The organism is Pseudomonas sp. LBUM1651, from assembly GCF_059716135.1.
Map to the genome: position 1 here is coordinate 1,715,488 of NZ_CP166805.1, position 26,970 is coordinate 1,742,457.

A 26,970-nucleotide genomic window follows, 5' to 3' on the forward strand; every position below is an offset into this window, starting at 1 on the left:
GGTCACTATGTCGTCCAAACATGATGAGTCCCAGACCGACCTGATCCGTGCCAAGGACGTCGGTGGTTTCGATGTCTGGTCGCTGCCCAGTTTCGACCCGCACGTACCGGAGCCCGAGCCAGAACCTGAGCCCGAGCCGCCGGAAATGGAAGAAGTGCCGCTGGAAGAAGTCCAGCCACTGACCCTCGAAGAACTCGAAAGCATTCGCCAGGAGGCCTACAACGAAGGCTTCGCGACGGGCGAGAAAGAAGGGTTTCACAGCACCACGCTCAAGGTTCGTCAGGAAGCCGAGGCAGTCCTTACGCCGAAAGTCGCGGCACTTGAGCAACTGATGGCCAACCTGTTCGAGCCTATCGCCGAGCAGGACACCCAGATCGAAAAGTCCTTGGTCGACCTCGTGCAGCACATCACCAAACAGGTGATTCAGCGCGAACTGGCCATCGATTCGACGCAGATCGAACACGTCATGCGCGACGCCCTCAAGCTGTTGCCGCTGGGCGTGGGCAATGTGCGGCTGTACATCAACCCGCAGGATTTCGAACAGGTCAAAGCCCTGCGCGAGCGCCATGAAGAAACCTGGCGCATCGTCGAGGACGAAGCATTGTTGCCTGGCGGTTGCCGGGTCGAGACTGAGCACAGTCGCATCGACGCCACGGTCGAAACCCGGGTCGCCAGGGTCATGGACAAGCTGTTCGATCAGTTGCACGAACAGGCCTTGCACCCGGCTGCACCGGACCTGAGCCTGGAGCTGCCGATCGACGCCAAGCCTGCCGTCGAACCTGAACCGGAAGAACCCGATGCGCCTTGACCGCACCAGCTTCGCCAAACGCCTGGGCGGTTATGCCGAGGCCACGGAGCTGGCCGGCGCCCCGATCCTTGAAGGCCGCTTGCTGCGCATGGTCGGCCTGACCCTCGAGGCCGAAGGTTTGCGCGCCGCCATGGGCAGTCGCTGCATGGTGATCAACGACGACAGTTACCATCCGATGCAGGTCGAAGCTGAAGTCATGGGTTTCTCCGGCAGCAAAGTCTTCCTGATGCCGGTCGGCAGCGTCGCCGGCATCGCGCCCGGCGCCCGTGTGGTGCCTTTGGCTGACACCGGCCGCTTGCCGATGGGCATGAGCATGCTCGGGCGGGTGCTGGATGGCGCCGGTCGTGCGCTGGACGGCAAGGGCGGGATGAAGGCTGAAGACTGGGTGCCGATGGACGGTCCGACCATCAACCCGCTCAAGCGTCACCCGATCAGCGAGCCGCTGGACGTGGGGATTCGTTCCATTAATGGTTTGTTGACGGTCGGTCGCGGGCAGCGGCTCGGGCTGTTCGCCGGTACCGGCGTCGGCAAGAGTGTGCTGCTGGGCATGATGACCCGCTTCACCGAGGCCGACATTATCGTCGTCGGGCTGATCGGTGAGCGGGGTCGCGAAGTTAAAGAATTCATCGAGCACATCCTCGGTGAAGAAGGCCTCAAGCGTTCAGTGGTCGTGGCGTCCCCGGCGGATGACGCGCCACTGATGCGTCTGCGCGCCGCGATGTACTGCACACGGATTGCCGAGTATTTCCGCGACAAGGGCAAGAACGTCCTGTTGCTCATGGACTCCCTGACCCGTTTCGCCCAGGCCCAGCGGGAAATCGCCTTGGCTATCGGCGAACCGCCGGCGACCAAGGGTTATCCGCCATCGGTGTTCGCCAAGTTGCCGAAACTGGTGGAGCGGGCCGGTAACGCCGAAAAGGGCGGCGGTTCGATCACGGCGTTCTATACCGTGCTGTCTGAAGGTGATGACCAGCAGGATCCGATCGCCGATGCGGCGCGGGGCGTACTCGACGGGCATATCGTCCTGTCCCGGCGTCTGGCCGAGGAGGGGCATTATCCGGCCATCGATATCGAAGCCTCCATCAGCCGGGTCATGCCGTCGGTGGTGTCGCCGGAACACATGACACGCGCGCAGTATTTCAAGCAGCTGTGGTCGCGCTATCAACAGAGTCGGGACTTGATCAGCGTGGGCGCCTACGTCGCCGGTGGTGACCGGGAAACCGACCTGGCAATTTCCCTGCAGCCACAGCTGGTCAAATACCTGCGTCAAGGGCTTAACGACAGCATCAGCCTGGGCGAAAGCGAAGCCTATCTCGGCTCGATCTTCGCGCCTGCGGCTGGCGGCTAATCGATTATGGCCCAGAGTCGGGCAGGGCGTCTGGCACCAGTGGTCGAAATGGCCGAGAAGGCCGAAAAAAACGCCGTACAGCGTTTGGGCCACTTTCAAGGCCAGGTTCGTCTGGCTGAAAGCAAACTCGCCGACCTTGAGGCCTTTCGTCTGGATTATCAGGAGCAGTGGATCATTCGTGGCAGCAGCGGCGTTTCGGGCCAATGGCTGCTGGGCTATCAGGGCTTTCTTGCGCAACTGGGCGTCGCCATCGATCAGCAGCGGCAAAGCCTGGTGTGGCATCAGAATAATCTGAACAAGGCGCGGGACACCTGGCAGCAGGCGTTTGCTCGGGTCGAAGGCTTGCGCAAGCTGGTTCAGCGCTACGCCGACGAGGCGCGGCAGCTGGAAGACAAGCGCGAGCAGAAGCTGCTGGACGAGTTGTCGCAGCGGTTGCCGCGTGAGAGTCCGTATTGATTGTTGCGTGGTGGCATTCCCTGTAGGAGCGAGCTAGCTCGCGATGAAGCTGAGAGCGCACGGGAAACATCAGAATTACAGTGTTATCGTTGACGACCATCGCGAGCAAGCTCGCTCCTACACACTTGCCCCCATCCCCGCCAAGTGCTAAACCTTGTACACGTACGTTCGCCAATGACAAGGAAGCCGTTCAATGTCAGTCGTTACAGAAGTCTCCCAGGATGGACAAAAACTGACGATATCGATCAGAGGACGATTCGATTTCGCCAAACATCAGGAATTTCGTGAATCCTACGAAAACCTTGAGCCAAAACCCGAGTCCTTTGAAGTGAACCTGAAGGACGCCACTTACCTCGACAGTTCAGCGCTCGGCATGTTGTTGCTGCTGCGTGATCACGCCGGTGGCGAAAACGCCGAGATCACGTTGACCCACGCCAACGCCGATGTGCGCAAGATTCTCGCCATCTCCAACTTCGAACAGATCTTCGACGTGGCGTGACGGCCATGCAATCGTTGTTCGAACCGCTGACGATACTGATCGCTGAAGACAGCGCGGCCGATCGCATGCTGCTGTCGAGTATCGTCCGTCGCCAGGGCCACGAAGTGCTGACGGCGGCCAACGGTGCCGAAGCGGTCGAAGCGTTTCGCCAGCAACGCCCGCAACTGGTCTTGATGGACGCCATGATGCCGGTGATGGACGGTTTCGAGGCTGCGCGGCAGATCAAGGCGCTGGCTGGGGAAGCCCTGGTGCCGATCATCTTTCTGACCTCGCTGACCGAAAGCGAGGCGCTGGCCCGCTGTCTTGAAGCCGGCGGCGACGACTTTCTGGCAAAACCCTACAACCAGGTGATCCTCGCCGCCAAAATCAAGGCGATGGACCGCTTGCGGCGGTTGCAGGCCACCGTGCTGGAGCAGCGAGACCAGATCGCCAAGCATCACGATTACCTGCTCAACGAGCAGCGTGTGGCCAAGGCCGTATTCGATAAGGTCGCCCATTCCGGCTGCCTGAACGCCCCCAATATCCGCTACCTGCAATCGCCCTATGCGCTGTTTAACGGCGACCTGTTGCTGGCGGCATTTACGCCGGCCGGCGACATGCACGTGCTGCTCGGCGATTTCACCGGCCATGGCTTGCCGGCCGCCGTCGGGGCCATGCCGCTGGCAGAAGTCTTCTACGGCATGACCGCCAAGGGCTACGGCCTGTCGGAAACCCTGCGCGAGATGAACGCCAAGCTCAAGCGCATCCTGCCGGTGGACATGTTCTGTTGTGCAACGCTGCTGTGCCTGAGCTTTCAGCGACGCTCGGTGGAAGTCTGGAATGGCGGAATGCCGGACGGTTATCTGCACAACATTGCGAGCGGCGAGCGCACGCCACTGAAGTCGCGGCACTTGCCCCTTGGCGTGTTGAGTCCGCAGACCTTCGATGATCGCACTGAAGTGTTTCCGATGGCTGTCGGCGACCGGGTCTTCCTGTTGTCCGACGGGGTCATCGACACCTGCGACGCCCATGAGCAGTTGTTTGGTGTTGAGCGGTTGCAACAGGTGTTTGCGGCCAACCGTCAGCCCGACCAGCTTTTCGAAGAGATCGAGCAGGCGCTGCGGGATTTTGGCGGTGAGGCTCGCGACGATGTCAGCATGGTCGAAGTCAGCCTGCTTGATGCGGCGCAGTTGAGTCCGTCGGCCCCGGTCTATTCCGATAGCGGCCAGTCCTGCCCGCTGGACTGGTCGGTGAGTTTCGAGTTCCGCGCCGATACCCTGAAACGCTTTAATCCGCTGCCGTATCTTTTGCAGTTGCTGTTGGAGGTCCATGGTTTGCGCGCGCAAAGCGGGGCGCTCTACAGTGTGCTTGCGGAGCTGTATTCCAATGCGCTGGAGCACGGCGTGCTGGGTCTGGATTCGAGCCTGAAACGCGATGCTTCGGGTTTTACCCGCTATTATCAGCAGCGCAATGCGCGTCTGGATGAGCTGCAGGACGGCTATGTCCGGGTGCATTTGCAGGTTGCGCCAAAGGACGACGGCGGTTGCCTGACGATTCGGGTCGAAGACAGCGGCAAGGGGTTTGATGTCGAGCGAGTGATGGCGCGCCCTGTTGATGGCATCCGTCTGTCGGGACGTGGTGTCAGTCTGATCCGCCAGTTGAGCCGCAACGCCAGCTGGTCCGACGAAGGTCGAAGTGCCCGCGTGGAATTTTTCTGGGAGGCTCTGGCATAATCCGCGCATTCTTGATCAAGGAGTGAGCAAGTGGCTGACACACATTTGGACCGCGACGTGCTGAGCGCGTTGCAAGAGGTCATGGAGGATGAGTATCCGACGTTGCTGGATACTTTTCTCGCCGATTCCGAAGAGCGCTTAGGTCTGTTGCACAAGGCTGCAGATGCCGCGCAGCTTATGAATACTGCTCATAGTTTCAAGGGCAGCAGCAGTAACATGGGTGCCGTTCGCCTGGCCGAGCTGTGCCATGAGCTGGAGCAGCGAGCCAAGAATAAAAACCTTTCAGGCATTGAAAAACTGCTTGTTGAAATCGACGGCGAGTTCGCTATTGTCCGGCCGTTGTACGAGGCGGAGCGACAGCGCTCTTCACCGACTGAGGCGACCGTCCGGCGCTTTTAGCGCTTCCTCCGAAAAACTGGCTCAACCCTTGCAGGTATCACCGCAACTGTACCTACGATCCCAGTGCAGCGGAGACCGTTTCATGCCCGTTACCCCCAATATTCTTCTTCAGGCCGCCGCGCAGGCCAAGACTCAAGCCGCCTCCGCCAATACACCGGCGCCGGCCGCTGAGCCCGGGGACAAGGCGTCCAGCTTCGCTCAGGTTTACGCCACTCAGGCCCAGAGCAAACCCTCTTCGGCCTCTGATGGATCGGCGAAGCCGGTGCGTGATAAAACCCCGGACAGCCCCGATAAAAAGAGCGTCGGCAACGACAAGTCTGCCGCCCCGGAACCGACGGTTGCCGATAGCGGCAAATCCTTGCCCGCCGATAAACCGGCGCCGAGCGACGACAAGGCCGCCAGCGAGGATGCCGCCGAAACGCCGGTGGCCGACACTGCGCCCGCCGATCCGGCCCTTGATCCTTCATTGCTGCCAGAGTTGCAACCCGTCGTGACGGCGCCTGTTGCGGAGGCGCCCCCTGTGGTCGCCACTGAGCAACCGCAAGTGGAAATAGCTGTCGCTCCAGCAGTGACGACGACGGCGCAGACTCCTGTTGCAGCGGCGGATAGCGATTTCGATCCCGAGGCCGATCCTCTCGATGCTCTCCCGGCTGTGCGCATGGCCATGGAGCAGGGCGGGCATATTTCGGCTGCCAGCCAGGCACAGCCCAAGGCAGCGCCGACGCAGGCCCAGACCCAGACCCAGGCGGATGGCGAGCCTACCTCGGCGCAGAACTTTGCCGCCGGTATGGCTGGCATGCTCGATGTGCAGGCTGACAAGGACAGTACCAGCCAGGGTGGCGAGAAAGCTTTCAGTGGGTTGATCGATGATGGCCTCAAGGATTTGAAGTCTGCCACCAGCGATACCCGCGTCGATGATTTCGCCAACCGTCTGGCTGCACTGACCCAGGCTGCCACGCCGAAAACCGCCAATGCCATACCGGTGAATCAGCCGATTGCCATGCATCAGAGCGGCTGGACCGAAGAAGTGGTGAACCGGGTCATGTACCTGTCTAGTGCCAACCTCAAGGCGGCCGATATCCAGTTGCAGCCTGCCGAACTGGGTCGCCTCGATATTCGGGTGAACATGGTCCCGGACCAGCAGACCCAGGTGACCTTCATGAGTGCGCACCCAAGCGTTCGCGAAGCGCTGGATGGCCAGATGCATCGCTTGCGAGACATGTTCGCGCAGCAGGGTATGGGTCAGGTTGACGTCAACGTCTCCGACCAGTCCCGTGGCTCTCGGCAAGGTCAGGACCAGGCTCAACAAAGTCAGGGCGGGCGCACCAACGCCAGCGGCGGTCGTCTCGACGGCATGGATGAAGAACTCGCGCCGACTGTTGCCGAAGTGGCGGCCGGCACGACCAGTGTCATCGGTTCCAGCGCGGTCGACTACTACGCCTGACTTCTCTTCGATCGTTCCCGCGCGGGAACGATCACCTCCTGTAGGAGCAGCCGGTCGACGCTCGATTGCTCGCGATGGACGTGAACGATAACGCGTTCTTTCTGAAAAAAAACGCCGCTCTCAAATTCTTCGCGAGCAAGCTCGCTCCTACATGGCATAACACTTGCTCTTGCCTTGCCGTGCGACTGTGAAAACCCGAATAGTGACGGATTATTGGCATGGCGAAGAGCGAAGCAGCAGTAAAAGACCCCGCAACCAAAGGCAAAATCAAGCTGATCATTGTGATCGTGGTGGCCCTGCTGCTGGCGATCGGCTTGTCCGTGGGGGCGACCTGGTTCTTCATGCACAGCGCCCAGAGCAAACCTGCCGCCGCGGCTGAAGTCGCTCCGGTCGGCAAGCAGCCAGCGATCTTCGAGCCCATGGCGCCGGCCTTCGTGGCCAATTACAACCAGAACGGCCGTCAGCGCTACATGCAGGTCAGCATCACCATGCAGGGCCGCAATCAGGCTGATCTGGATGCGCTCAAAGTCCACATGCCGGTGATCCGCAATAACCTGGTCATGCTGTTCTCCGGGCAGGATTTCGCGACCCTGGCGTCGCCGGTCGGTCAGGAAATGTTGCGTCAGAAGGCGACCGCCAGCGTGCAGGAAGTGGCGCAGAAAGAGCTCGGCAAAGTGGTCATCGAACAGTTGCTTTTCACTAATTTCGTACTGCAGTAGGAACACGACATGGCCGTGCAGGACCTGCTGTCCCAGGATGAAATCGATGCGCTGTTGCATGGCGTCGATGACGGTCTGGTACAGACCGATACCGCTGCCGAGCCCGGCAGCGTCAAAAGCTACGATCTGACCAGCCAGGATCGCATTGTCCGCGGACGCATGCCGACCCTGGAAATGATCAACGAGCGTTTCGCCCGTTACACCCGCATCAGCATGTTCAACATGCTGCGCCGCTCGGCGGACGTTGCCGTCGGTGGAGTGCAGGTGATGAAATTCGGCGAATACGTGCACTCGCTGTACGTGCCGACCAGCCTCAACCTGGTCAAGATCAAACCGTTGCGCGGCACCGCGCTGTTCATCCTTGACGCCAAGCTGGTGTTCAAACTGGTGGACAACTTCTTCGGCGGCGACGGCCGTCACGCGAAGATCGAAGGGCGTGAATTCACTCCCACCGAGCTGCGTGTGGTTCGCATGGTGCTGGAGCAGGCATTCGTCGATTTGAAGGAAGCCTGGCAGGCGATCATGGAAGTGAACTTCGAGTACATCAACTCGGAAGTGAACCCGGCAATGGCCAACATCGTTGGCCCGAGCGAAGCCATTGTGGTGTCGACTTTCCACATCGAACTCGATGGCGGTGGCGGTGACCTGCACGTGACCATGCCGTACTCGATGATCGAGCCGGTGCGTGAAATGCTCGACGCCGGCTTCCAGTCGGACCTCGACGATCAGGATGAGCGCTGGGTCAATGCCCTGCGCCAGGATGTGCTGGACGTTGACGTGCCGATCGGTGCCACGGTTGCCCGTCGCCAGTTGCGTCTGCGCGACATTCTGCACATGCAGCCGGGGGACATTATCCCGGTCGAGATGCCGGAAGAAATGATCATGCGCGCCAACGGCGTGCCTGCGTTCAAGGTCAAGATGGGCTCGCACAAAGGCAACCTCGCGTTGCAAGTGATCGAGCCGATCGAGCGCCGTTAAGCGGCGCTGCTCCCCATTCGCTATTAACTGACGGCAGCCCGTTCAAGGGTTGCCCGCCGAGGACACATGATGGCTAACGACATGAATACCCAGGACGACCAGGCGCTGGCCGATGAATGGGCTGCGGCCCTGGAAGAAACCGGCGACGCCGGGCAGGACGACATCGACGCCTTGCTGGCCGCCGACGCCGCGAGCTCGCCGTCCAACCGTCTGCCGATGGAAGAGTTCGGCAGCGTGCCCAAAAACAACGATCCGGTCACGCTGGACGGTCCGAACCTGGACGTGATCCTCGACATCCCGGTGTCGATTTCCATGGAAGTGGGCAGCACCGACATCAACATCCGCAACCTGCTGCAACTCAACCAGGGTTCGGTGATCGAGCTCGATCGTCTGGCCGGTGAGCCGCTGGATGTGCTGGTCAACGGCACGCTCATCGCTCACGGTGAAGTGGTGGTGGTCAACGAGAAGTTCGGCATCCGCCTGACCGACGTGATCAGCCCAAGCGAACGTATCAAGAAGCTGCGCTGAGTGAAAAAGGTTCTGGGGTTAGTGCTGGCCTTGCCGTTCAGTGTTCTGGCGGCCGAGCCGGTGGCGACTGCTGCCGCGGCACCCGCAGTCAGCAGTGGTGTGGCGGGACAATTGACGCAACTGGTGCTCGGTTTGCTGCTGGTGCTGGGGTTGATCTTCTTCCTCGCCTGGCTGTTGCGCCGGGTCCAGCAGGCCGGGCCGGCCGGCAAGGGACAGGTGATCGAACTGATCGGCTCCCGCGCGCTGGGCCCGCGTGACCGTTTGATGCTGGTGCAGGTTGGCAATGAGCAGATTCTGCTCGGCTTGAGCCCTGGCACCATCACCGCTTTGCATGTGCTCAAGGAGCCGGTGCAGGTGCCGGTCACCGAGAAAGCGACCCCGGAGTTTGCCCAGCGCCTGATGGAGCTGATGGGCAAGGACCAGAAGGATAAGAAGTAATGGGTGCGCTACGCATCATCTTGACGCTGGCCCTGATGCTGGCCACGCCGCTGGCCTTCGCCGCCGATCCGTTGTCGATCCCGGCGATCACCCTGGGCACCAATGCCCAGGGCGCTCAGGAATACTCGGTCAGCCTGCAGATCCTGCTGATCATGACGGCGCTGAGTTTCATTCCGGCGTTCGTCATGCTGATGACCAGTTTCACCCGGATCATCATCGTCTTCTCGATCCTGCGCCAGGCCCTGGGCTTGCAGCAGACGCCGTCGAACCAGATCCTCACCGGCATGGCCCTGTTCCTGACGCTGTTCATCATGGCGCCGGTGTTCGACCGGGTTAACCAGGATGCCTTGCAGCCCTATCTGGCGGAAAAACTCACCGCGCAGGATGCCGTGGCCAAGGCCCAGGTGCCGATCAAGGACTTCATGCTGGCCCAGACGCGCAGCAGCGATCTGGAGCTGTTCATGCGCCTGTCCAAACGCACCGACATCGCGACGCCGGATCAGGCGCCACTGACCATCCTGGTGCCGGCCTTCGTCACGTCTGAATTGAAAACCGCATTCCAGATCGGTTTCATGATCTTCATTCCGTTCCTGATCATCGACCTGGTCGTGGCAAGTGTGCTGATGGCCATGGGTATGATGATGCTCTCGCCACTGATCATTTCCCTGCCGTTCAAGATCATGCTGTTCGTGCTGGTGGATGGTTGGGCGTTGATCATCGGTACGTTGGCCAGCAGCTTCGGCGGTGTCTCGCCATGACGCCGGAAGTTGCGGTAGACATCTTTCGTGAAGCGCTCTGGCTGACCACCATGATGGTCGCCGTGCTGGTGATTCCGAGTTTGCTGGTGGGGCTGTTGGTGGCGATGTTCCAGGCCGCCACCCAGATCAACGAACAGACACTGAGCTTCCTGCCGCGCCTGCTGGTGATGCTGGTGACGTTGATCGTCGCCGGTCCGTGGATGGTGCAGACCTTCATGGAATACATCCTGCAGTTGTACGGCAATATTCCTCGGGTCATCGGCTAAGCCATGTCACTGCTGCAGCTGACCGACACCCAGATCAGTACCTGGGTCGCTTCGTTCATATTGCCGCTGTTTCGCATCGGCGCAGTCCTGATGACCATGCCGATCTTTGGCACGACCCTGGTGCCGACCCGTGTGCGATTGTATTTCGCCCTGGCGATCACAGTGGTTGTCGTGCCGGGCCTGCCACCGATGCCGCAGGTTCATGCGCTGGACCTGAGCGCACTGCTGCTGATCGCTGAACAGATCATTATCGGCGCATTGATGGGGCTCACGCTGCAGCTGTTTTTCCAGGCGTTTGTCGTCGCCGGGCAGATCATTTCGATACAGATGGGGATGGGGTTCGCCTCGATGGTCGACCCTACCAACGGTGTGTCGGCGGCGGTAATCGGGCAGTTCCTGACGATGCTCGTGACCCTGCTGTTTCTCGGTATGAATGGGCATCTGGTGGTGTTCGAAGTGCTCACGGAGAGCTTCACCACCCTGCCGGTCGGCAGTGCGATGCTGATCAATCACTTCTGGGAACTGGCCAACAAGCTGGGTTGGGTGCTGGGCGCGGCGATGCTCCTGGTAATGCCGGCGATCACGGCGTTGTTGGTGGTTAACATCGCCTTCGGCGTGATGACGCGGGCGGCGCCGCAGTTGAACATTTTTTCCATCGGTTTCCCCCTGACCCTGGTGCTGGGGCTGGTGATTTTCTGGGTCGGTCTCGGCGACATTCTCAATCAGTATCAGCCGTTGGCTACCGAGGCTCTGCAGCTGTTACGTGACATGGCGCAGGCGCGCTAGCCATGGCCGAGAGCGAGAGCGGTCAGGACAAAACAGAAGACCCCACGGAGAAGCGAAAAAAGGACTCCAGGGACAAGGGCGAGATTGCCCGCTCCAAAGAGCTCAATACCCTGGCAACCATGATGGCGGGCGCCGGGGGGTTGTTGATCTACGGTGGCGGAGTGGCGCTGGATCTGCTGGAAATCATGCGCCTGAACTTCTCCCTGCCACGGGATGTGTTGCTTGATCCTGGGCAGATGGGGCAGTACCTGCTGCATTCGGGAAAGATCGCCATTCTGGCGGTCCAGCCGATATTGCTGTTGCTTCTGCTGGCGGCGTTTCTGGGGCCGATTTCCCTGGGCGGCTGGTTGTTCGCCGGCAAGAGCCTTGCGCCCAAATTCAGCCGGATGAACCCGGCGGCGGGGCTCAAGCGGATGTTCTCCAGTACGGCCTTGATCGAACTGCTCAAGGCGCTGGCAAAGTTTCTGCTGATCTTGTTCGTCGCACTGGCCGTCCTGCGTTCGGACATCGATGACTTGCTGCGCATTGCCCATGAGCCGCTGGAACAGGCGATCATCCATAGCGTTCAGTTGGTGGGCTGGAGCACATTGTGGATGGCGTGCGGGTTGATTCTGATCGCGGCGGTGGATGTTCCGGTGCAGCTTTACCAGAGCCACAAGAAACTGCTGATGACCAAGCAGGAAGTGCGCGACGAGCACAAGGATCAGGAGGGGAAACCGGAGGTCAAACAGCGGATTCGCCAGTTGCAGCGCGAGATGTCCCAGCGGCGGATGATGGCAGCGATTCCCGAGGCCGACGTGGTGATCACCAACCCGACTCACTATGCCGTGGCGCTCAAGTACGATCCGGAAAAAGGCGGTGCGCCGATGCTGCTGGCCAAGGGTAGTGACTTCGTGGCCCTGAAAATCCGCGAAATCGCCGTGGCCAATGAAGTGTTGCTGCTGGAGTCGCCAGCCCTGGCGCGTTCGATCTATTACTCCACCGAGCTGGAGCAGGAAATTCCTGGCGGGTTGTACCTTGCCGTCGCCCAAGTGCTGGCTTACGTCTACCAGATCCGCCAGCACCGCGCTGGCAAGGGCAAGCGTCCTGAGCCGCTCAAGGATGACCTGCCGATTCCGCCGGATCTGCGGCGCGATTCCTGAGTTTTTGCGCTGGCCATGCCGACGCCTTCGCGGGCAAGCCTTGCTCCTACAGTTTTTGTGTCGTTTGGGACAATTGCGAGCAACACAAAACCTGTAGAGCAAGGCTTGCCCGCGAAGGCGTCAGCACAGACAGCACAATCCCCCTGATAAACCCCTCTGTTCCAAACCCCCGGCAAAAGTTGGAAGGCTTCTTGCAGTAGCCGCTCTGCGCCTGCTTCGGGCGTCAAAAGTTTGCTTTAAAGGAACGGGGAAAACCGGTGGATCGCTCTCAGTTTATCAACAGTGCCCGCACAAACGTCGCCGACCTGAGTCGGGGCAATCTGGGTGTGCCGTTGTTGCTGCTGGTCATGCTGGCCATGATGATGCTGCCGGTGCCTCCGTTCCTGCTGGACGTGTTCTTCACATTCAACATTGCGCTGTCGATTGTCGTGTTGCTGGTCTGCGTCTACGCCCTGCGGCCGCTGGATTTCGCGGTGTTCCCGACCATTCTGCTGGTGGCAACGCTATTGCGGCTGGCGCTGAACGTGGCCTCCACGCGGGTGGTGATGCTCCACGGTCAGGACGGTCATGCCGCCGCCGGTAAGGTGATCCAGGCGTTCGGTGAGGTGGTGATCGGCGGTAACTACGTGGTTGGTATCGTGGTCTTCGCGATTTTGATGATCATCAACTTCGTCGTGGTGACCAAGGGTGCCGGGCGGATTTCCGAGGTGAGCGCGCGTTTCACCCTCGATGCGATGCCCGGCAAACAAATGGCGATCGACGCCGATTTGAACGCCGGTCTGATCGATCAAAACCAAGCCAAAATGCGTCGGATGGAAGTGGCCCAGGAGGCCGAGTTCTACGGCTCCATGGACGGTGCCAGCAAATTCGTACGCGGTGATGCCATCGCCGGTTTGCTGATTCTGTTCATCAACCTGATCGGCGGTATGGCGGTCGGCATTTTCCAGCACGGCATGACCTTCGGTGATGCTGGCAGGGTTTACGCGTTGTTGACCATCGGTGACGGTTTGGTGGCGCAATTGCCATCACTGCTGTTATCGACAGCCGCCGCGATCATGGTGACTCGTGCTTCCGGTTCGGAAGACATGGGCAAGCAGATCAATCGCCAGATGTTCGCCTCGCCCAAGGCGCTGGCCGTGGCGGCGGGTTTGATGGCGGTCATGGGTCTGGTACCCGGCATGCCGCACTTCTCCTTTCTGAGCATGGCGGCCCTCGCGGCCGGCGGCGCGTACCTGTTCTGGAAGAAGCAGAACACCGTCAAGGTTCAGGCCTTGCAAGAGGTCAAGCGTCAGCAGGAGCTGCTGCCATCGCCGGCCCGCGCTCAGGAAACCAAAGAGCTTGGCTGGGACGATGTGACGCCGATCGACATGATTGGCCTGGAAGTCGGCTATCGCCTGATTCCGCTGGTGGATCGCAACCAGGGTGGTCAGTTGCTGGCGCGTATCAAAGGCGTGCGCAAGAAGCTGTCCCAGGACCTGGGTTTCCTGATGCCGACTGTGCATATCCGTGACAACCTCGACCTCGCGCCAAGTGCCTATCGACTGACTCTCATGGGGGTGATCCTGGCCGAAGCGGAGATTTATCCGGATCGGGAACTGGCGATCAACCCGGGTCAGGTCTACGGTTCGCTCAACGGCATCACCGCCAAAGATCCGGCTTTCGGTCTGGAAGCGGTCTGGATCGAAATCAGCCAGCGTGCGCAGGCACAATCCCTCGGTTACACCGTGGTCGATGCCAGTACCGTAGTGGCAACCCACTTGAACCAGATTTTGTACAAGCACTCCAGTGAGCTGATCGGCCACGAAGAAGTGCAGCAACTCATGCAGTTGCTGGCCAAAAGCTCGCCTAAACTGGCCGAGGAACTGGTGCCGGGCGTGGTGTCGTTGTCGCAGCTGCTCAAGGTGCTCCAGGCGTTGCTGGCCGAACAGGTGCCCGTACGGGACATTCGCAGCATCGCCGAGGCGATCGCGAACAATGCGGCCAAGAGTCAAGATACTGCCGCGCTGGTGGCCGCCGTACGCGTCGGCGTGTCCCGTGCAATCGTCCAAAGCATTGTAGGGACTGAGTCGGAGCTGCCAGTTATCACTCTTGAGCCAAGGTTGGAACAAATATTGCTCAATAGTCTTCAGAAGGCAGGACAAGGCTCGGAAGAGGGCGTTCTGCTGGAGCCAAGCATGGCTGAAAAACTGCAACGCTCGTTGATCGAAGCGGCGCAGCGTCAGGAAATGCAAGGTCAACCGGTGATTCTGCTGGTGGCCGGTCCGGTTCGCGCGATGCTGTCGCGATTTGGCCGACTGGCAGTCCCGGGTTTGCATGTGTTGGCTTACCAGGAAATCCCTGACAACAAGCAAGTGACCATCGTTGCGACAGTAGGGCCCAACGGCTGAGGTAGTGGTTTATGCAAGTTAAGCGTTTTTTCGCCGCCGATATGCGTCAGGCCATGAAGCTGGTTCGTGATGAACTGGGCGCTGATGCCGCCATCATTGGCAACCGCCGGATCGCCGGTGGTGTCGAGCTGACGGCTGCCCTCGATTACAAACTGTCGGCGCTGGCCCCGCGTGTTCCGAACATGGAACTCGAGGACGAGCTGCGCAAGACCCAGTCGCGGATCGTGACCGCCCAGGCCGAACTGAGCCTGCGTAGCGAGGGCGAGAGCGACAAGTCCACCAATCGCCAGTTGTTCGCCGGTCTGCCACTCACCGCCGCCGAACCGCTGATCGAACCGACCTACACTGAACCCCGTCGTGCAGCGCCGGCCCCCGTGCCAGCTTCCGGCGGTGTCGATCCGCGGGCTTTCGATTCGATGCGTTTCGAACTCAACAGCCTGCGCGAACTGATGGAAGTACAACTCGGTTCCCTGGCCTGGAATCAGCTGCAAGGCAGCCGTCCGGCCCAGGCCAACCTTTGGCGTCGCTTGCAGCGCATTGGTTTGTCCGGCCCGTTGTCCCGCGATCTGCTGGAAATGATTACCGACATTGAAGAGCCCCGTCAGGCCTGGCGCATGTTGCTGGCGCACCTGGCGCGGATGATCGCCACACCGGAAGTCGAGCCACTGGAAGAGGGCGGCGTGATTGCCATGGTCGGCCCTGCCGGCATGGGCAAGACCACCACGCTGGCCAAGCTTGCGGCCCGTTACGTGCTCAAGTACGGCGCGCAGAACATCGCGCTGGTCAGCATGGACAGCTACCGCATCGGCGCTCAGGAACAACTCAAGACCCTGGGCCGGATCCTCAACGTGTCGGTAACCCACGTCGACCCGGGCCAGTCCCTGGTGCAGGCGCTGGATCCGTTGCTGCGCAAGCGTGTGGTGCTGATCGATACCGCAGGCCTTCAGGCCAGCGATCCGGCACTGCGCATGCAGCTCGAAAGCCTGGCCGGTCGTGGCATCAAATCAAAAAACTATCTGGTTCTGGCAACCACCAGCCAGAAACAGGTTTTAACCGCCGCCTATCACAGTTACAAGCGCTGCGGGCTCGCTGGCTGCATCCTGACTAAACTGGATGAAACGGCAAGCCTGGGCGAGGTGTTGAGCCTGGCAATCAGTCATGAGTTGCCGGTGGCTTACCTGACCGATGGACCGCGGATTCCGGATGATTTGCATCTGCCGCGTCGTCATCAGCTGGTGAGCCGTGCCGTCAGCGTGCAAATGCAGGAAGAACCCAGCGAAGAAGCCATGGCTGACATGTTCGCTGATATTTACCACAGCCCGACCAAGCAGGTTGGCTGAGGTATTAATGAACAGTTTTTGTACCTACATCGATGGTCTGCCATGCATTGTTCCGTTTGTGAACGCGCAGCCAGTAATGTGGCCTCCGTCTATGCAAGACAAGGTAAAGAAATAACATGGGCAGCATGCATCCCGTACAGGTGATCGCGGTGACCGGCGGCAAAGGTGGCGTCGGGAAGACTAACGTGTCAGTGAACTTGTCCCTGGCTCTAGCTGAGCTCGGCCGGCGCGTCATGCTGTTGGACGCCGATCTGGGGCTGGCGAACGTCGACGTCCTGCTGGGACTGACACCCAAACGTACCCTGGCCGACGTCATCGAAGGCCGCTGTGAGCTGCGCGACGTGTTGTTGCAGGGGCCCGGCGGGATCCGCATCGTCCCGGCGGCGTCCGGCACTCAGAGCATGGTGCATCTGAGCCCGGCGCAACATGCCGGCCTGATCCAGGCGTTCAGCGATATCGGCGACAACCTCGACGTCCTGGTGATCGACACCGCTGCGGGTATTGGTGACTCGGTAGTCAGTTTCGTTCGCGCCGCGCAGGAAGTCTTGCTGGTGGTCTGCGACGAGCCGACCTCGATCACCGACGCCTACGCACTGATCAAACTGCTGAACCGCGACTACGGCATGAACCGCTTCCGCGTCCTGGCCAACATGGCCCAGAGCCCGCAGGAAGGACGCAACCTGTTCGCCAAGTTGACCAAGGTCACGGATCGCTTCCTCGACGTCGCCTTACAATACGTCGGTGCGGTGCCGTACGACGAAAGCGTGCGCAAGGCCGTTCAGAAGCAGCGCGCGGTTTATGAAGCTTTCCCGCGTTCCAAGTGCTCCCTGGCCTTCAAGGCCATCGCACAAAAGGTCGATACCTGGCCGCTGCCTGCCAACCCGCGTGGGCACCTGGAGTTTTTCGTCGAGCGCCTCGTGCAACAAACGGCAGGACCCGTGCTATGACAGCCAGCGGTTACAACCTATACAAGAAATCGGCACGTGACGCGCAGTACGAGCTGATCGAGCGTTACGCGCCACTGGTCAAACGCATTGCTTACCACTTGCTGGCGCGACTGCCAGCCAGTGTCCAGGTCGAAGACCTGATCCAGGCCGGCATGATCGGCCTGCTTGAAGTATCGACCAAATACGACGCCAGCAAAGGCGCGAGTTTCGAGACGTACGCGGGCATTCGAATCCGCGGCGCGATGCTCGATGAAGTCCGCAAGGGGGACTGGGCGCCACGCTCGGTCCACCGCAATACCCGCATGGTCAGCGACGCAATTCGCTCGATTGAAGCTAAAACCGGCCGTGACGCTAAAGATCACGAAGTTGCGGCCGAACTCCAATTGAGTCTCGACGATTACTACGGGATTTTGAACGACACCCTGGGCAGCCGGTTATTCAGTTTCGACGATCTGTTGCAGGACGGCGAACACGAAGGGCTGCACGAGGATGGCGCGAGTGCTCATATCGAGCCGTCACGCGATCTGGAAGATGAACGCTTCCAGGCGGCGCTGGCGGACGCGATTGCCAATTTGCCGGAGCGTGAGCGACTGGTGTTGGCGCTGTACTACGACGAAGAGTTGAATCTCAAGGAAATCGGTGAGGTCCTGGGGGTCAGCGAATCTCGGGTCAGCCAGTTACACAGCCAGTGCGCGGCCCGTTTGCGGGGGCGTTTGGGGGAGTGGCGAGCGCGCTGAAGGCAGTGTGGGGACACTGCGAACGTGGCTGGTGTGGTGTTGAACTGCGCCGGTCTCGATCTGTTGTGCTCCAGACAGTCATTGAGTGCTTTGCCGGATTGATTGAAATGGCGCGTCCAGGTGCTGGGCGCGTTTAAGACTGCTTGGAGGTCGAATTGGACAAGAACATGAAAATCCTCATCGTTGATGACTTCTCAACGATGCGGCGGATCATAAAAAACCTGTTGCGTGACCTTGGGTTCACCAACACGGTCGAGGCTGACGATGGCGTTACTGCCATTCCGGTTCTCAACAGCGGAAGCATCGACTTTCTGGTAACGGACTGGAACATGCCTGGCATGACCGGTATCGATCTGCTGCGTCACGTGCGCGCCGATGAAAAGCTCAAGCACCTGCCAGTGCTGATGGTGACCGCTGAAGCCAAGCGCGAGCAGATCATCGAAGCGGCCCAGGCTGGTGTTAACGGCTATGTGGTCAAACCCTTCACGGCCCAGGCGTTAAAAGAAAAAATCGAGAAGATTTTCGAACGCATCGGTTGAGAAACTGCGCCACGGGGGAGCTATGGACCAAAACGAATCTTCACAGGGCGATTTTGAATCGACCCTGAAAAAACACGCAGTCGAGCTGGTCGAAAGCCTTGAGAAAGGCAAGTTCGGCGACGCTGTGCAACTGATCCATGAGCTCAATCAGACCCGTGACCGCGGCCTGTATCAGGAAGTGGGCAAGCTCACCCGCGAGCTGCACAGCGCGATCGTCAATTTCCAGATTGACCCGCACATGCCGCAAGCCGAGGAAGTTTCGCAAATCACGGATGCCACCGAGCGTCTGGGTTACGTTGTGAAGCTGACCGAGGCTGCCGCCAACCGCACCATGGATCTGGTCGAAAACTCCACACCGCTGGTCAACAGCCTGAGCGATGAAGCGCAGGCGCTGAGCACGGACTGGGGGCGGTTCATGCGTCGCGAAGTCGGGGCCGAGGAATTCCGCGAACTGGCTCGGCGTGTCGACGGTTTCCTGACACGCAGCAGCGCGGATAATCGCGTGGTGTCGAGCAACCTCAACGACATTCTGCTCGCTCAGGATTACCAGGACCTCACAGGTCAAGTGATCAAGCGTGTGACCCAATTGGTCACCGAAGTTGAAAGCAACCTGCTCAAGCTCGTGCTTATGGCCAGTCAGGTGGACCGCTTTGCGGGCATCGAACATGACCGTGAAGCGATGCTTGCTGAAAAAGATCCGCAAAAACATCTCTCTCAGGGTGAAGGTCCGCAGATTCATGCCGATAAAAGAGAAGACGTTGTGTCCGGTCAGGACGATGTGGACGATTTGCTATCCAGCCTAGGGTTTTAGGTATTTTAGGTATTTTAGGTTTTTAGACCTGTAGGAGCACACCCTTAATGAGCTTCGGCGCCGATGAAGAGATCCTTCAGGATTTCCTGGTTGAGGCCGGCGAGATTCTAGAGCAACTGTCCGAACAGCTGGTCGAGCTTGAAAGCCGACCGGATGATGCGGACTTGCTCAATGCAATTTTTCGCGGTTTTCACACTGTAAAAGGGGGCGCCGGCTTCCTCCAGCTCAACGAGCTGGTGGAGTGCTGTCACATCGCCGAGAACGTGTTCGACATCCTGCGCAAGGGTGAACGTCGCGTCGACTCGGAATTGATGGACGTGGTTCTCGAAGCGCTGGACGCGGTGAACAGCATGTTCAGCGAAGTCCGCGAACGCAGCCCGATCACGGCTGCCACGCCTGAATTGCTCGCGGCCCTGGCCCGTCTGGCCGAGCCGCAAACCGCCGATGAAGCCGCACCTGTGGCTGAAGTGGTGGAAGAACCGGCTGCCGAAGCCGAATCAGGCGACATCACCGATAACGAATTCGAACAACTGCTGGACTCGCTGAACGCCGTCAAGGCTCAGGCCGAGGCGCCCGTGGTGGCTGCGCAGCCTGCTTCGCTGCCTGCCGCGGATGCAGCAGCCAGCGACGAAATCACCGATGCAGAATTCGAGTCGTTGCTCGATCAATTGCACGGCAAAGGCCAGTTCGCCGTCGACGCGGTGGCAGCGCCTGCTGCACCGGCTGCCCCGAAAGCGACAGGCGACAGTTCCGACATTACCGACGACGAGTTCGAAGCACTGCTCGATCAACTGCACGGCAAGGGCAACTTTGCCGTCGACGCGCTGGAGTCGGCCATTGCTTCGGCCCCGGCCGCCGCTGTGCCTACCGCTAAAGCGGCCGGCAGCGATCTGATCTCGGATCACGAGTTCGAATCGCTGCTCGACGAATTGCACGGTAAAGGCAAGTTCACTGAAGTTGGCACCGGTTCCGCCGCTTCTTCGGTAGCGGCACCCGTCGCCAAAGCCCCGGCACCTGTCGCCAAGGCGCCCGAGCCAAAAGCCGAAGCGCCGAAGCCTGCTGCCGCCGCTGCACCGGCGCCAGCCCGTGCACCAGCCGCGCCGCCGGCGGAAAAACCGGCCAGCGAAGCCGAGACCACCGTGCGGGTCGACACCGCGCGTCTCGACGAAATCATGAACATGGTTGGCGAATTGGTACTGGTGCGTAACCGCCTGGTTCGCTTGGGCGCCAACAGCGCCGATGAGGCCATGTCCAAGGCCGTGTCGAACCTCGACGTGGTCACGGCCGACCTGCAAACCGCGGTCATGAAGACCCGGATGCAACCGATCAAGAAGGTCTTCGGGCGTTTCCCGCGTCTGGTTCGCGACCTGGCTCGCCAGCTCAAGAAAGAGATCAACCTGGAGCTGGTCGGCGAAGAAACCGACCTCGACAAGAACCTTGTCGAGGCACTGGCCGACCCGCTGGTCCACTTGGTGCGCAACTCGGTCGACCACGGTATCGAAGAGCCGGCTGATCGTGAAGCGATGGGCAAACCGCGTAGCGGCAAAGTGATCCTGTCCGCTGAACAGGAAGGCGACCACATCCTGCTGTCCATCTCCGATGACGGCAAGGGCATGGACGCCGACGTGTTGCGCGGCATCGCGGTCAAGAAAGGTTTGATGGACAAGGATGCGGCGGACCGACTCAGCGAGTCCGACTGCTTCAACCTGATCTTCGCGCCGGGTTTCTCGACCAAAACCGAGATCTCCGACGTGTCGGGTCGTGGCGTGGGCATGGACGTGGTGAAAACCAAGATCGCCCAGCTCAACGGCACCATCAACATCTACTCGACCAAGGGCAAAGGCTCGAAGATCGTCATCAAGGTGCCGTTGACCCTGGCGATCATGCCAACGCTGATGGTCATGCTTGGCAACCAGGCGTTTGCGTTCCCGCTGGTGAGCGTCAACGAGATCTTCCACCTCGACCTGTCGCGCACCAACGTGGTGGACGGCCAGGAAGTGGTGATCGTGCGGGACAAGGCGCTGCCACTGTTCTACCTCAAGCGCTGGCTGATCAGCTCCGCCGCTCACGAAGAGCAGCGCGAAGGCCATGTGGTGATCCTTTCGGTAGGCACCCAGCGGATCGGCTTCGTCGTCGATCAACTGGTCGGCCAGGAAGAAGTGGTCATCAAGCCATTGGGCAAAATGCTCCAGGGAACCCCGGGCATGTCCGGCGCCACCATCACCGGTGACGGCCGCATTGCGCTGATTCTCGATGTTCCGAGCATGCTCAAGCGTTACGCCGCACGGCGTATTTGATTCTGTGGGGAGCGGGGCGACTGAGCCTCGCCCCCGCCTAACGGAGTGTTTATGGTAGTCAAAGTCCTGGTGGTGGACGATTCGGGGTTTTTCCGCCGCCGCGTCTCGGAAATTCTTTCAGCGGATTCGAATATCCAGGTCGTCGGCACGGCGACCAACGGAAAAGAGGCGATCGATCAGGCGCTGGCCCTCAAGCCGGACGTGATCACCATGGACTACGAGATGCCGATGATGGATGGCATCACGGCAGTGCGGCACATCATGCAGCGCTGCCCGACACCGGTGTTGATGTTCTCCTCGCTGACGCACGAAGGTGCCCGGGTCACCCTGGATGCGCTGGACGCCGGCGCGGTGGATTTCCTGCCGAAGAATTTCGAAGACATCTCGCGCAATCCCGAGAAGGTCAAGCAACTGCTGTGCGAGAAGATTCTCAGCATTTCGCGCAGTAACCGTCGTGTCAGCGCTTACAGCGCACCGGCACCCATCGCCACGCCAGCCCCGACCCCCGCGCCTTCCAGCGTCAGCAGTTATGGCAGCAGCGCGCCTGTTCGTCCGGCACCGATCCCTGCCCGTGCACCGGCGCACGCACCGTCGTCGCCAGCGCCGAAACGCAAAGCCTACAAGCTGGTTGCCATCGGCACCTCCACCGGCGGCCCGGTTGCCCTGCAGCGCGTATTGACGCAATTGCCGGCCAATTTCCCGGCCCCGATCGTGTTGATCCAGCACATGCCGGCGGCGTTCACCAAGGCCTTCGCCGAGCGTCTGGACAAGCTCTGCCGCATCAGCGTCAAGGAAGCCGAGGATGGCGACATCCTGCGTCCGGGCCTGGCGTTGCTGGCGCCGGGCGGCAAGCAAATGATGATCGACGGCCGTGGCGCGGTGAAAATCCTGCCGGGCGACGAGCGTCTGAACTACAAGCCGTGCGTGGACATCACCTTCGGTTCGGCGGCGAAGTCCTACGGTGACAAAGTTCTGGCGGTCGTACTGACCGGCATGGGCGCCGACGGCCGTGAAGGTGCGCGTCTGCTCAAGCAGGGCGGCAGCTCGATCTGGGCTCAGGATGAAGCCAGCTGCGTGATCTACGGTATGCCGATGGCCATCGTCAAGGCCGAACTCGCCGATGCGGTGTACGGCCTCGATGACATAGGCAGGCACCTGGTCGAGGCGTGTATCTGATGGATGTACTCAGCCTCATCGGGATCATCATGGCGTTTGTCGCCATCATCGGTGGCAACTACCTTGAAGGCGGTCACCTCGGTGCGCTGGCCAACGGCCCGGCGGCGTTGATCGTGCTCGGCGGGACCATCGGTGCGGCGCTGCTGCAATCGCCGATGAGCGCCTTCAAGCGCGCCATGCAGATTCTCGGCTGGATCCTGTTCCCGCCTCGCGTGGACCTGGCCGGCGGTGTCGACCGCGTGGTGAACTGGAGCCTGACCGCCCGCAAGGAAGGTCTGCTCGGTCTGGAAGGCGTGGCCGACGCCGAACCCGACGCTTACTCGCGCAAAGGCCTGCAACTGCTGGTGGACGGCGCCGAGCCGGAAGCGATTCGCAGCATTCTGGAAGTGGATTTCTACACCCAGGAAAGCCGCGACATCGAAGCCGCCAAAGTTTTCGAAAGCATGGGCGGCTATGCGCCGACCATCGGCATCATCGGTGCGGTGATGGGGCTGATCCACGTGATGGGCAACCTGGGCGATCCGTCGCAACTGGGCAGCGGCATTGCCGTGGCGTTCGTCGCCACCATCTACGGCGTGGCCAGTGCCAACCTGGTGCTGCTGCCGATCGCCGCCAAACTCAAATCCGTTGCATTGCGCCAGTCGCGTTATCGCGAAATGTTGCTCGAAGGCATTCTGTCGATCGCCGAAGGTGAAAACCCTCGCTCTATTGAGTTGAAGCTTCAGGGCTTCATGGATTGATGGGAGACATGGACCATGGCACGTCGTCGCCAACCTGAAGAGCACGTAAACCACGAACGCTGGCTGGTTTCCTACGCCGACTTCATTACGTTGCTGTTTGCCTTTTTCGTGGTGATGTACTCGATTTCTTCGATCAACGAAGGCAAGTACAAGATCATTTCGCAAGCGTTGATCGGCGTGTTCACCGATTCGGATCGCGCGCTCAAGCCGATCCCCATCGGCGAAGAACGTCCGAAAACCGTGACCCCGGCCAAGCCGCTGGTCAAGGACAGCGAGCAGGTTGACGCCGGGATCGCCGGGGCCAGTGATCCGCTGAAAAGCATTGCCGACGACATCAGCGCTGCGTTCGGCGACTTGATCAGCTCCAATCAGATGACGGTGCGCGGTAACGAGCTGTGGGTCGAGATCGAACTCAATTCCAGCCTGTTGTTCGGCAGCGGCGATGCCATGCCCAGCGACATGGCGTTCAACATCATCGATAAAGTCGCAGTGATCCTGAGGCCGTTCGACAACCCGATTCACGTCGAAGGGTTCACCGACGATCAACCGATTCGCACCGCGCAGTACCCGACGAACTGGGAGCTGTCCTCGGCGCGTTCGGCGAGCATCGTGCGCATGCTCGCGATGCAGGGTGTGAATCCGGGTCGGCTGGCGTCGGTAGGTTATGGCGAATTCCAGCCGGTGGCCAACAACGCCACGGCAGAGGGCAGGGCGCGCAACCGTCGCGTGGTGCTGGTGGTGTCACGAAATCTCGATGTCCGTCGCAGCCTCACCGGCACCGGAACCGCTCATGCGCAACCGGATGCCGCGTTGAAGCGTGCTGGCACACAAACTGCACCTGCACCGGTCAAGTCGCCGGGACGAGAGAGCGCCGTCAATTCTCCGTCACCCGCATTAATACGTTGAGCTATTTCCCGGTCGACCCGACCGGGTGGAACAATCCGAATGAGAGTCTGGGCAGTCGCCAATCAAAAGGGTGGTGTCGGTAAAACCACTTCCTCCATCGCTTTAGCCGGGTTACTGGCCGAGGCGGGCAAGCGCGTGGTCGTGGTCGATCTCGATCCCCACGGCTCGATGACCAGCTACTTCGGATACGACCCCGACAGCCTGGAACACAGCAGCTACGACCTGTTCCTGCACAAGGGCAGCGTGCCGCAAGGCTTGCCCGGTCAACTGCTGTTGCCGACCAGTCACGCGAGTATTTCCCTGCTGCCGTCGAGCACCGCGCTGGCGACGCTTGAGCGTCAGTCGCCGGGCCAGAGTGGCTTGGGCCTGGTGATCGCCAAGAGCCTGGCGCAGCTGTGGCAAGACTTCGATTACGCGGTGATCGACAGCCCACCGTTGCTCGGCGTGTTGATGGTCAATGCCTTGGCGGCCAGTCAGCAATTGGTGATTCCGGTGCAGACCGAGCACCTCGCGGTCAAAGGCCTGGAGCGCATGGTCAACACCCTGGCAATGATCAACCGCTCACGCAAACTGCCGCTGGCATTCAGCATTGTGCCGACGCTGTTTGACCGACGCACGCAAGCGTCCCTCGGGACCTTGCGGGTCTTGCGCGACAAATACCCTGAAGAAATCTGGCAAGGCTACATTCCGGTCGACACGCGTTTGCGCGACGCCAGCCGTGCCGGCGTCACGCCTTCGCAATTCGACGGCAAGAGCCGTGGCGTGATGGCCTACCGCGCGCTGCTCAAGCACATGCTGACGCAGCAATCCGTTGCGCAGGTGGCGTGAGATGAATCGCCCGGTAAAAATCACGTCCCGTCCACAGCTTGCGCTCCAGTCCTATCTGGACAGCTTGCTGATGGAAGCGACTGAAGAGTTGCCGCCGGAAATCGAAGCGATTCCCGAGGTGGTCGAGGTTGAAGCGGCGCTGGACGAGTTCCAGGCTGCGGTGCTTGAAGAGCAGGCTCGCGATGCGCAGAAACCGGCTGAGAAACCGGCAGCCGTTACCGCGCCGGTCGCAGCGCCGGTGGTGAAAGCCCCGGTGGCGCTGATCGAGGCGCCCGCGCCGGTTCTGGCGCCCGTCTCGACCATCGCGCCGCTGCTGCAAGCCTTGGTGCCGCCGATCGCGCCAATGCTGCAAGCCCTGGTGCCGCCGATCGTCGAAGTCCATCTGCCACCGAGCAACACGCCGCCACCGGTGGAAACCGACGGTCGTCCTGCATGGGCCGCCGAGCCGTTCGAATGCCTGTTGTTCGATGTCGCCGGGTTGACCCTGGCGGTGCCGCTGGTGTGCCTGGGCTCGATTTATTCCCTGGCCGGTCAGGAGCTGACACCGCTGTTCGGTCAGCCGGAATGGTTCCTCGGGATCCTGCCGAGCCAGGCCGGCAACCTGAAAGTGCTCGATACCGCCCGTTGGGTCATGCCCGACCGCTATCGCGATGACTTCCGTCAGGGCCTGCAATACGTTATTTCGGTTCAGGGCTACGAGTGGGGGCTGGCGGTGCATCAGGTCAGCCGCTCGCTGCGCCTGGACCCGAACGAAATCAAGTGGCGCACCCACCGTGGTCAACGGCCATGGCTGGCGGGCACGGTGATTGAACACATGTGTGCGTTGCTTGACGTTTCCGAACTGGCCGAATTGATCGCCAGCGGTGGGGCAAAGCACATGGGCGGCAGCAAACCGAACCACAAACCGACATAAAAACACGCGACGGCAGTCACTGCCGCTGCACAGAACACACACCGCTAGGGCGGTTTTTCGAGGGGTCAGGGTATGAATGATAAGGCGTCGTCTGCAAAAGGTTCCGAAGATCCGATCCTGCAATGGGTAACCTTCAAGCTGGACAATGAAACCTACGGCATCAACGTGATGCGCGTTCAGGAAGTCCTGCGTTACACCGAAATCGCCCCGGTCCCGGGTGCCCCGAGCTACGTGCTGGGCATCATCAACCTGCGCGGTAACGTGGTCACCGTGATCGACACCCGTCAGCGTTTCGGCCTGATGAATGCCGAGATCAGCGACAACACCCGGATCGTCATCATCGAAGCCGACAAGCAAGTGGTCGGCATCATGGTCGACAGCGTGGCCGAAGTGGTTTACCTCCGTCAGTCGGAAATCGAAACCGCGCCGAACGTGGGTAACGAAGAGTCCGCCAAGTTCATTCAAGGCGTGTGCAACAAGAACAACGAATTGCTGATCCTGGTCGAGCTGGACAAGATGATGAGCGAAGAAGAATGGTCGGAACTGGAGAGTATCTGATTGATTCTTGAGGTTGCGGTCATTGTCCTGTTCCTCTTCTGGGCAGGCACGCTGGCGATGTTTCTGGCGTACATTCGAGGCCAGCGGCAGATCGCTGCGCAACAGGCCCAGGGCGATGCGCTGCGTGATCAGCGCATCAAGGACCTGGCCAAGCGCGTTGACGACTATCAGAGCGGCAACGTGCGCATGGGTGAAGACCTGCACGAACTGCGCGCCGTCGTCGGGCCGTTGCCGGACAAGCTGGCTCAGCTTGAGCAGCGCGACCCGTCGAGCCTGTCGTTCGCCCAGGCAGCACGCCTGGTCGGAATGGGCGCGAGCGTTGATGAACTGACTCAGTCCTGCGGGTTGACCCAGGCTGAGGCGGAGCTCATGAGTAAGCTGCACAAGAACTGATTTTTGCGATTCGGCTGAAATCGCTATCGCGAGCAAACTTTGCTCCTACGGATTACTGGCGTTCACAACATTCGCGAACACCTGGATTCCGTAGGAGCAAAGCTTGCTCGCGAAGGC

29 protein-coding genes are annotated in these 26,970 nt (G+C 60.4%); all 29 read left to right on the top strand.

Annotation, left to right across the window (positions count from 1 at the left end):
- Positions 1-7 precede the first annotated feature (7 nt).
- The 29 genes from fliH (at position 8) to ACA066_RS08040 (ending at position 26,853) form a co-directional block, all read left to right on the top strand.
- Positions 8-808, top strand: coding sequence for a flagellar assembly protein FliH (fliH, locus tag ACA066_RS07900; RefSeq protein ID WP_497698771.1), 801 nt, complete (start codon positions 8-10; stop codon positions 806-808).
- A complete protein-coding gene (fliI, locus tag ACA066_RS07905; protein ID WP_497698772.1) occupies positions 798-2,156 on the top strand; it encodes a flagellar protein export ATPase FliI in 1,359 nt (452 codons plus the stop codon). The genes fliH and fliI overlap by 11 nt, the downstream gene beginning before the upstream one ends.
- Before the next feature lie 6 nt (positions 2,157-2,162).
- Positions 2,163-2,612, top strand: coding sequence for a flagellar export protein FliJ (gene fliJ / locus ACA066_RS07910; protein WP_497698773.1), 450 nt, complete (start codon positions 2,163-2,165; stop codon positions 2,610-2,612).
- 193 nt (positions 2,613-2,805) lie between these two features.
- Positions 2,806-3,111: an STAS domain-containing protein gene (locus ACA066_RS07915; protein WP_214381522.1), complete on the top strand. Its 306-nt coding sequence runs from the start codon at positions 2,806-2,808 to the stop codon at positions 3,109-3,111.
- A gap of 5 nt (positions 3,112-3,116) precedes the next feature.
- The gene (locus ACA066_RS07920; RefSeq protein WP_497698774.1) at positions 3,117-4,823 is read left to right on the top strand and encodes a SpoIIE family protein phosphatase; all 1,707 of its coding nucleotides are present in this window, start codon (positions 3,117-3,119) and stop codon (positions 4,821-4,823) included.
- A 30-nt stretch (positions 4,824-4,853) separates the two neighbouring features.
- Positions 4,854-5,222 (top strand): Hpt domain-containing protein, encoded by a 369-nt coding sequence (locus ACA066_RS07925; RefSeq protein WP_497698775.1) that lies wholly within the window; start codon positions 4,854-4,856, stop codon positions 5,220-5,222.
- Between the two features lie 82 nt (positions 5,223-5,304).
- Positions 5,305-6,666: a flagellar hook-length control protein FliK gene (locus ACA066_RS07930; protein ID WP_497698776.1), complete on the top strand. Its 1,362-nt coding sequence runs from the start codon at positions 5,305-5,307 to the stop codon at positions 6,664-6,666.
- Between the two features lie 218 nt (positions 6,667-6,884).
- A complete protein-coding gene (fliL, locus tag ACA066_RS07935; RefSeq protein WP_497698777.1) occupies positions 6,885-7,385 on the top strand; it encodes a flagellar basal body-associated protein FliL in 501 nt (166 codons plus the stop codon).
- A 9-nt stretch (positions 7,386-7,394) separates the two neighbouring features.
- Positions 7,395-8,363 carry a flagellar motor switch protein FliM gene (gene fliM, locus ACA066_RS07940; protein WP_008024584.1) on the top strand — a complete coding sequence of 323 codons (969 nt, stop codon included), beginning with the start codon at positions 7,395-7,397 and terminating at the stop codon, positions 8,361-8,363.
- 69 nt (positions 8,364-8,432) lie between these two features.
- Positions 8,433-8,891 (top strand): flagellar motor switch protein FliN, encoded by a 459-nt coding sequence (gene fliN / locus ACA066_RS07945; RefSeq protein ID WP_008151080.1) that lies wholly within the window; start codon positions 8,433-8,435, stop codon positions 8,889-8,891.
- Complete coding sequence (gene fliO / locus ACA066_RS07950; protein ID WP_214381532.1) at positions 8,892-9,329, top strand: flagellar biosynthetic protein FliO; 438 nt, start codon at positions 8,892-8,894, stop codon at positions 9,327-9,329. It abuts the gene before it with no gap.
- Entirely contained in the window at positions 9,329-10,087 is a 759-nt protein-coding gene (gene fliP / locus ACA066_RS07955) for a flagellar type III secretion system pore protein FliP (protein WP_497698778.1), read from the top strand. The genes fliO and fliP overlap by 1 nt, the downstream gene beginning before the upstream one ends.
- Positions 10,084-10,353, top strand: a complete 270-nt coding sequence (gene fliQ / locus ACA066_RS07960) for a flagellar biosynthesis protein FliQ (RefSeq protein WP_214381536.1) — start codon at positions 10,084-10,086, stop codon at positions 10,351-10,353. Before fliP ends, fliQ begins: the two co-directional genes overlap by 4 nt.
- 3 nt (positions 10,354-10,356) lie before the next feature.
- The gene (gene fliR, locus ACA066_RS07965) at positions 10,357-11,139 is read left to right on the top strand and encodes a flagellar biosynthetic protein FliR (RefSeq protein ID WP_497698779.1); all 783 of its coding nucleotides are present in this window, start codon (positions 10,357-10,359) and stop codon (positions 11,137-11,139) included.
- Positions 11,140-11,141: 2 nt separating this feature from the next.
- Positions 11,142-12,281: a flagellar biosynthesis protein FlhB gene (flhB, locus tag ACA066_RS07970; RefSeq protein WP_497698780.1), complete on the top strand. Its 1,140-nt coding sequence runs from the start codon at positions 11,142-11,144 to the stop codon at positions 12,279-12,281.
- A gap of 257 nt (positions 12,282-12,538) precedes the next feature.
- The gene (gene flhA / locus ACA066_RS07975; protein WP_497698781.1) at positions 12,539-14,668 is read left to right on the top strand and encodes a flagellar biosynthesis protein FlhA; all 2,130 of its coding nucleotides are present in this window, start codon (positions 12,539-12,541) and stop codon (positions 14,666-14,668) included.
- 11 nt (positions 14,669-14,679) lie between these two features.
- Positions 14,680-16,008 (top strand): flagellar biosynthesis GTPase FlhF, encoded by a 1,329-nt coding sequence (gene flhF / locus ACA066_RS07980; RefSeq protein WP_497698782.1) that lies wholly within the window; start codon positions 14,680-14,682, stop codon positions 16,006-16,008.
- Between the two features lie 116 nt (positions 16,009-16,124).
- The gene (gene fleN, locus ACA066_RS07985) at positions 16,125-16,955 is read left to right on the top strand and encodes a flagellar synthesis regulator FleN (RefSeq protein WP_008001746.1); all 831 of its coding nucleotides are present in this window, start codon (positions 16,125-16,127) and stop codon (positions 16,953-16,955) included.
- Positions 16,952-17,692, top strand: coding sequence for an RNA polymerase sigma factor FliA (gene fliA / locus ACA066_RS07990; protein ID WP_150724477.1), 741 nt, complete (start codon positions 16,952-16,954; stop codon positions 17,690-17,692). The genes fleN and fliA overlap by 4 nt, the downstream gene beginning before the upstream one ends.
- Positions 17,693-17,859: 167 nt before the next feature.
- Entirely contained in the window at positions 17,860-18,231 is a 372-nt protein-coding gene (locus ACA066_RS07995) for a chemotaxis response regulator CheY (RefSeq protein WP_064378627.1), read from the top strand.
- Between the two features lie 22 nt (positions 18,232-18,253).
- A complete protein-coding gene (locus ACA066_RS08000) occupies positions 18,254-19,042 on the top strand; it encodes a protein phosphatase CheZ (RefSeq protein ID WP_497698783.1) in 789 nt (262 codons plus the stop codon).
- A 47-nt stretch (positions 19,043-19,089) separates the two neighbouring features.
- Entirely contained in the window at positions 19,090-21,339 is a 2,250-nt protein-coding gene (locus ACA066_RS08005; protein ID WP_497698784.1) for a chemotaxis protein CheA, read from the top strand.
- Between the two features lie 51 nt (positions 21,340-21,390).
- The gene (locus ACA066_RS08010) at positions 21,391-22,515 is read left to right on the top strand and encodes a protein-glutamate methylesterase/protein-glutamine glutaminase (RefSeq protein WP_497698785.1); all 1,125 of its coding nucleotides are present in this window, start codon (positions 21,391-21,393) and stop codon (positions 22,513-22,515) included.
- On the top strand, positions 22,515-23,255 hold the full coding sequence (locus ACA066_RS08015; RefSeq protein ID WP_497698786.1) for a flagellar motor protein: 741 nt from the start codon (positions 22,515-22,517) through the stop codon (positions 23,253-23,255). The genes ACA066_RS08010 and ACA066_RS08015 overlap by 1 nt, the downstream gene beginning before the upstream one ends.
- Before the next feature lie 15 nt (positions 23,256-23,270).
- The gene (gene motD / locus ACA066_RS08020) at positions 23,271-24,161 is read left to right on the top strand and encodes a flagellar motor protein MotD (RefSeq protein ID WP_497698787.1); all 891 of its coding nucleotides are present in this window, start codon (positions 23,271-23,273) and stop codon (positions 24,159-24,161) included.
- A 39-nt stretch (positions 24,162-24,200) separates the two neighbouring features.
- Positions 24,201-24,989: a ParA family protein gene (locus ACA066_RS08025; protein ID WP_214381554.1), complete on the top strand. Its 789-nt coding sequence runs from the start codon at positions 24,201-24,203 to the stop codon at positions 24,987-24,989.
- A gap of 1 nt (position 24,990) precedes the next feature.
- Positions 24,991-25,902, top strand: a complete 912-nt coding sequence (locus tag ACA066_RS08030; RefSeq protein WP_497698788.1) for a CheW domain-containing protein — start codon at positions 24,991-24,993, stop codon at positions 25,900-25,902.
- A gap of 72 nt (positions 25,903-25,974) precedes the next feature.
- Positions 25,975-26,460 carry a chemotaxis protein CheW gene (locus ACA066_RS08035; RefSeq protein WP_008024622.1) on the top strand — a complete coding sequence of 162 codons (486 nt, stop codon included), beginning with the start codon at positions 25,975-25,977 and terminating at the stop codon, positions 26,458-26,460.
- Positions 26,461-26,853 (top strand): DUF2802 domain-containing protein, encoded by a 393-nt coding sequence (locus ACA066_RS08040; RefSeq protein ID WP_017337202.1) that lies wholly within the window; start codon positions 26,461-26,463, stop codon positions 26,851-26,853.
- The last annotated feature ends 117 nt before the right edge of the window (positions 26,854-26,970 follow it).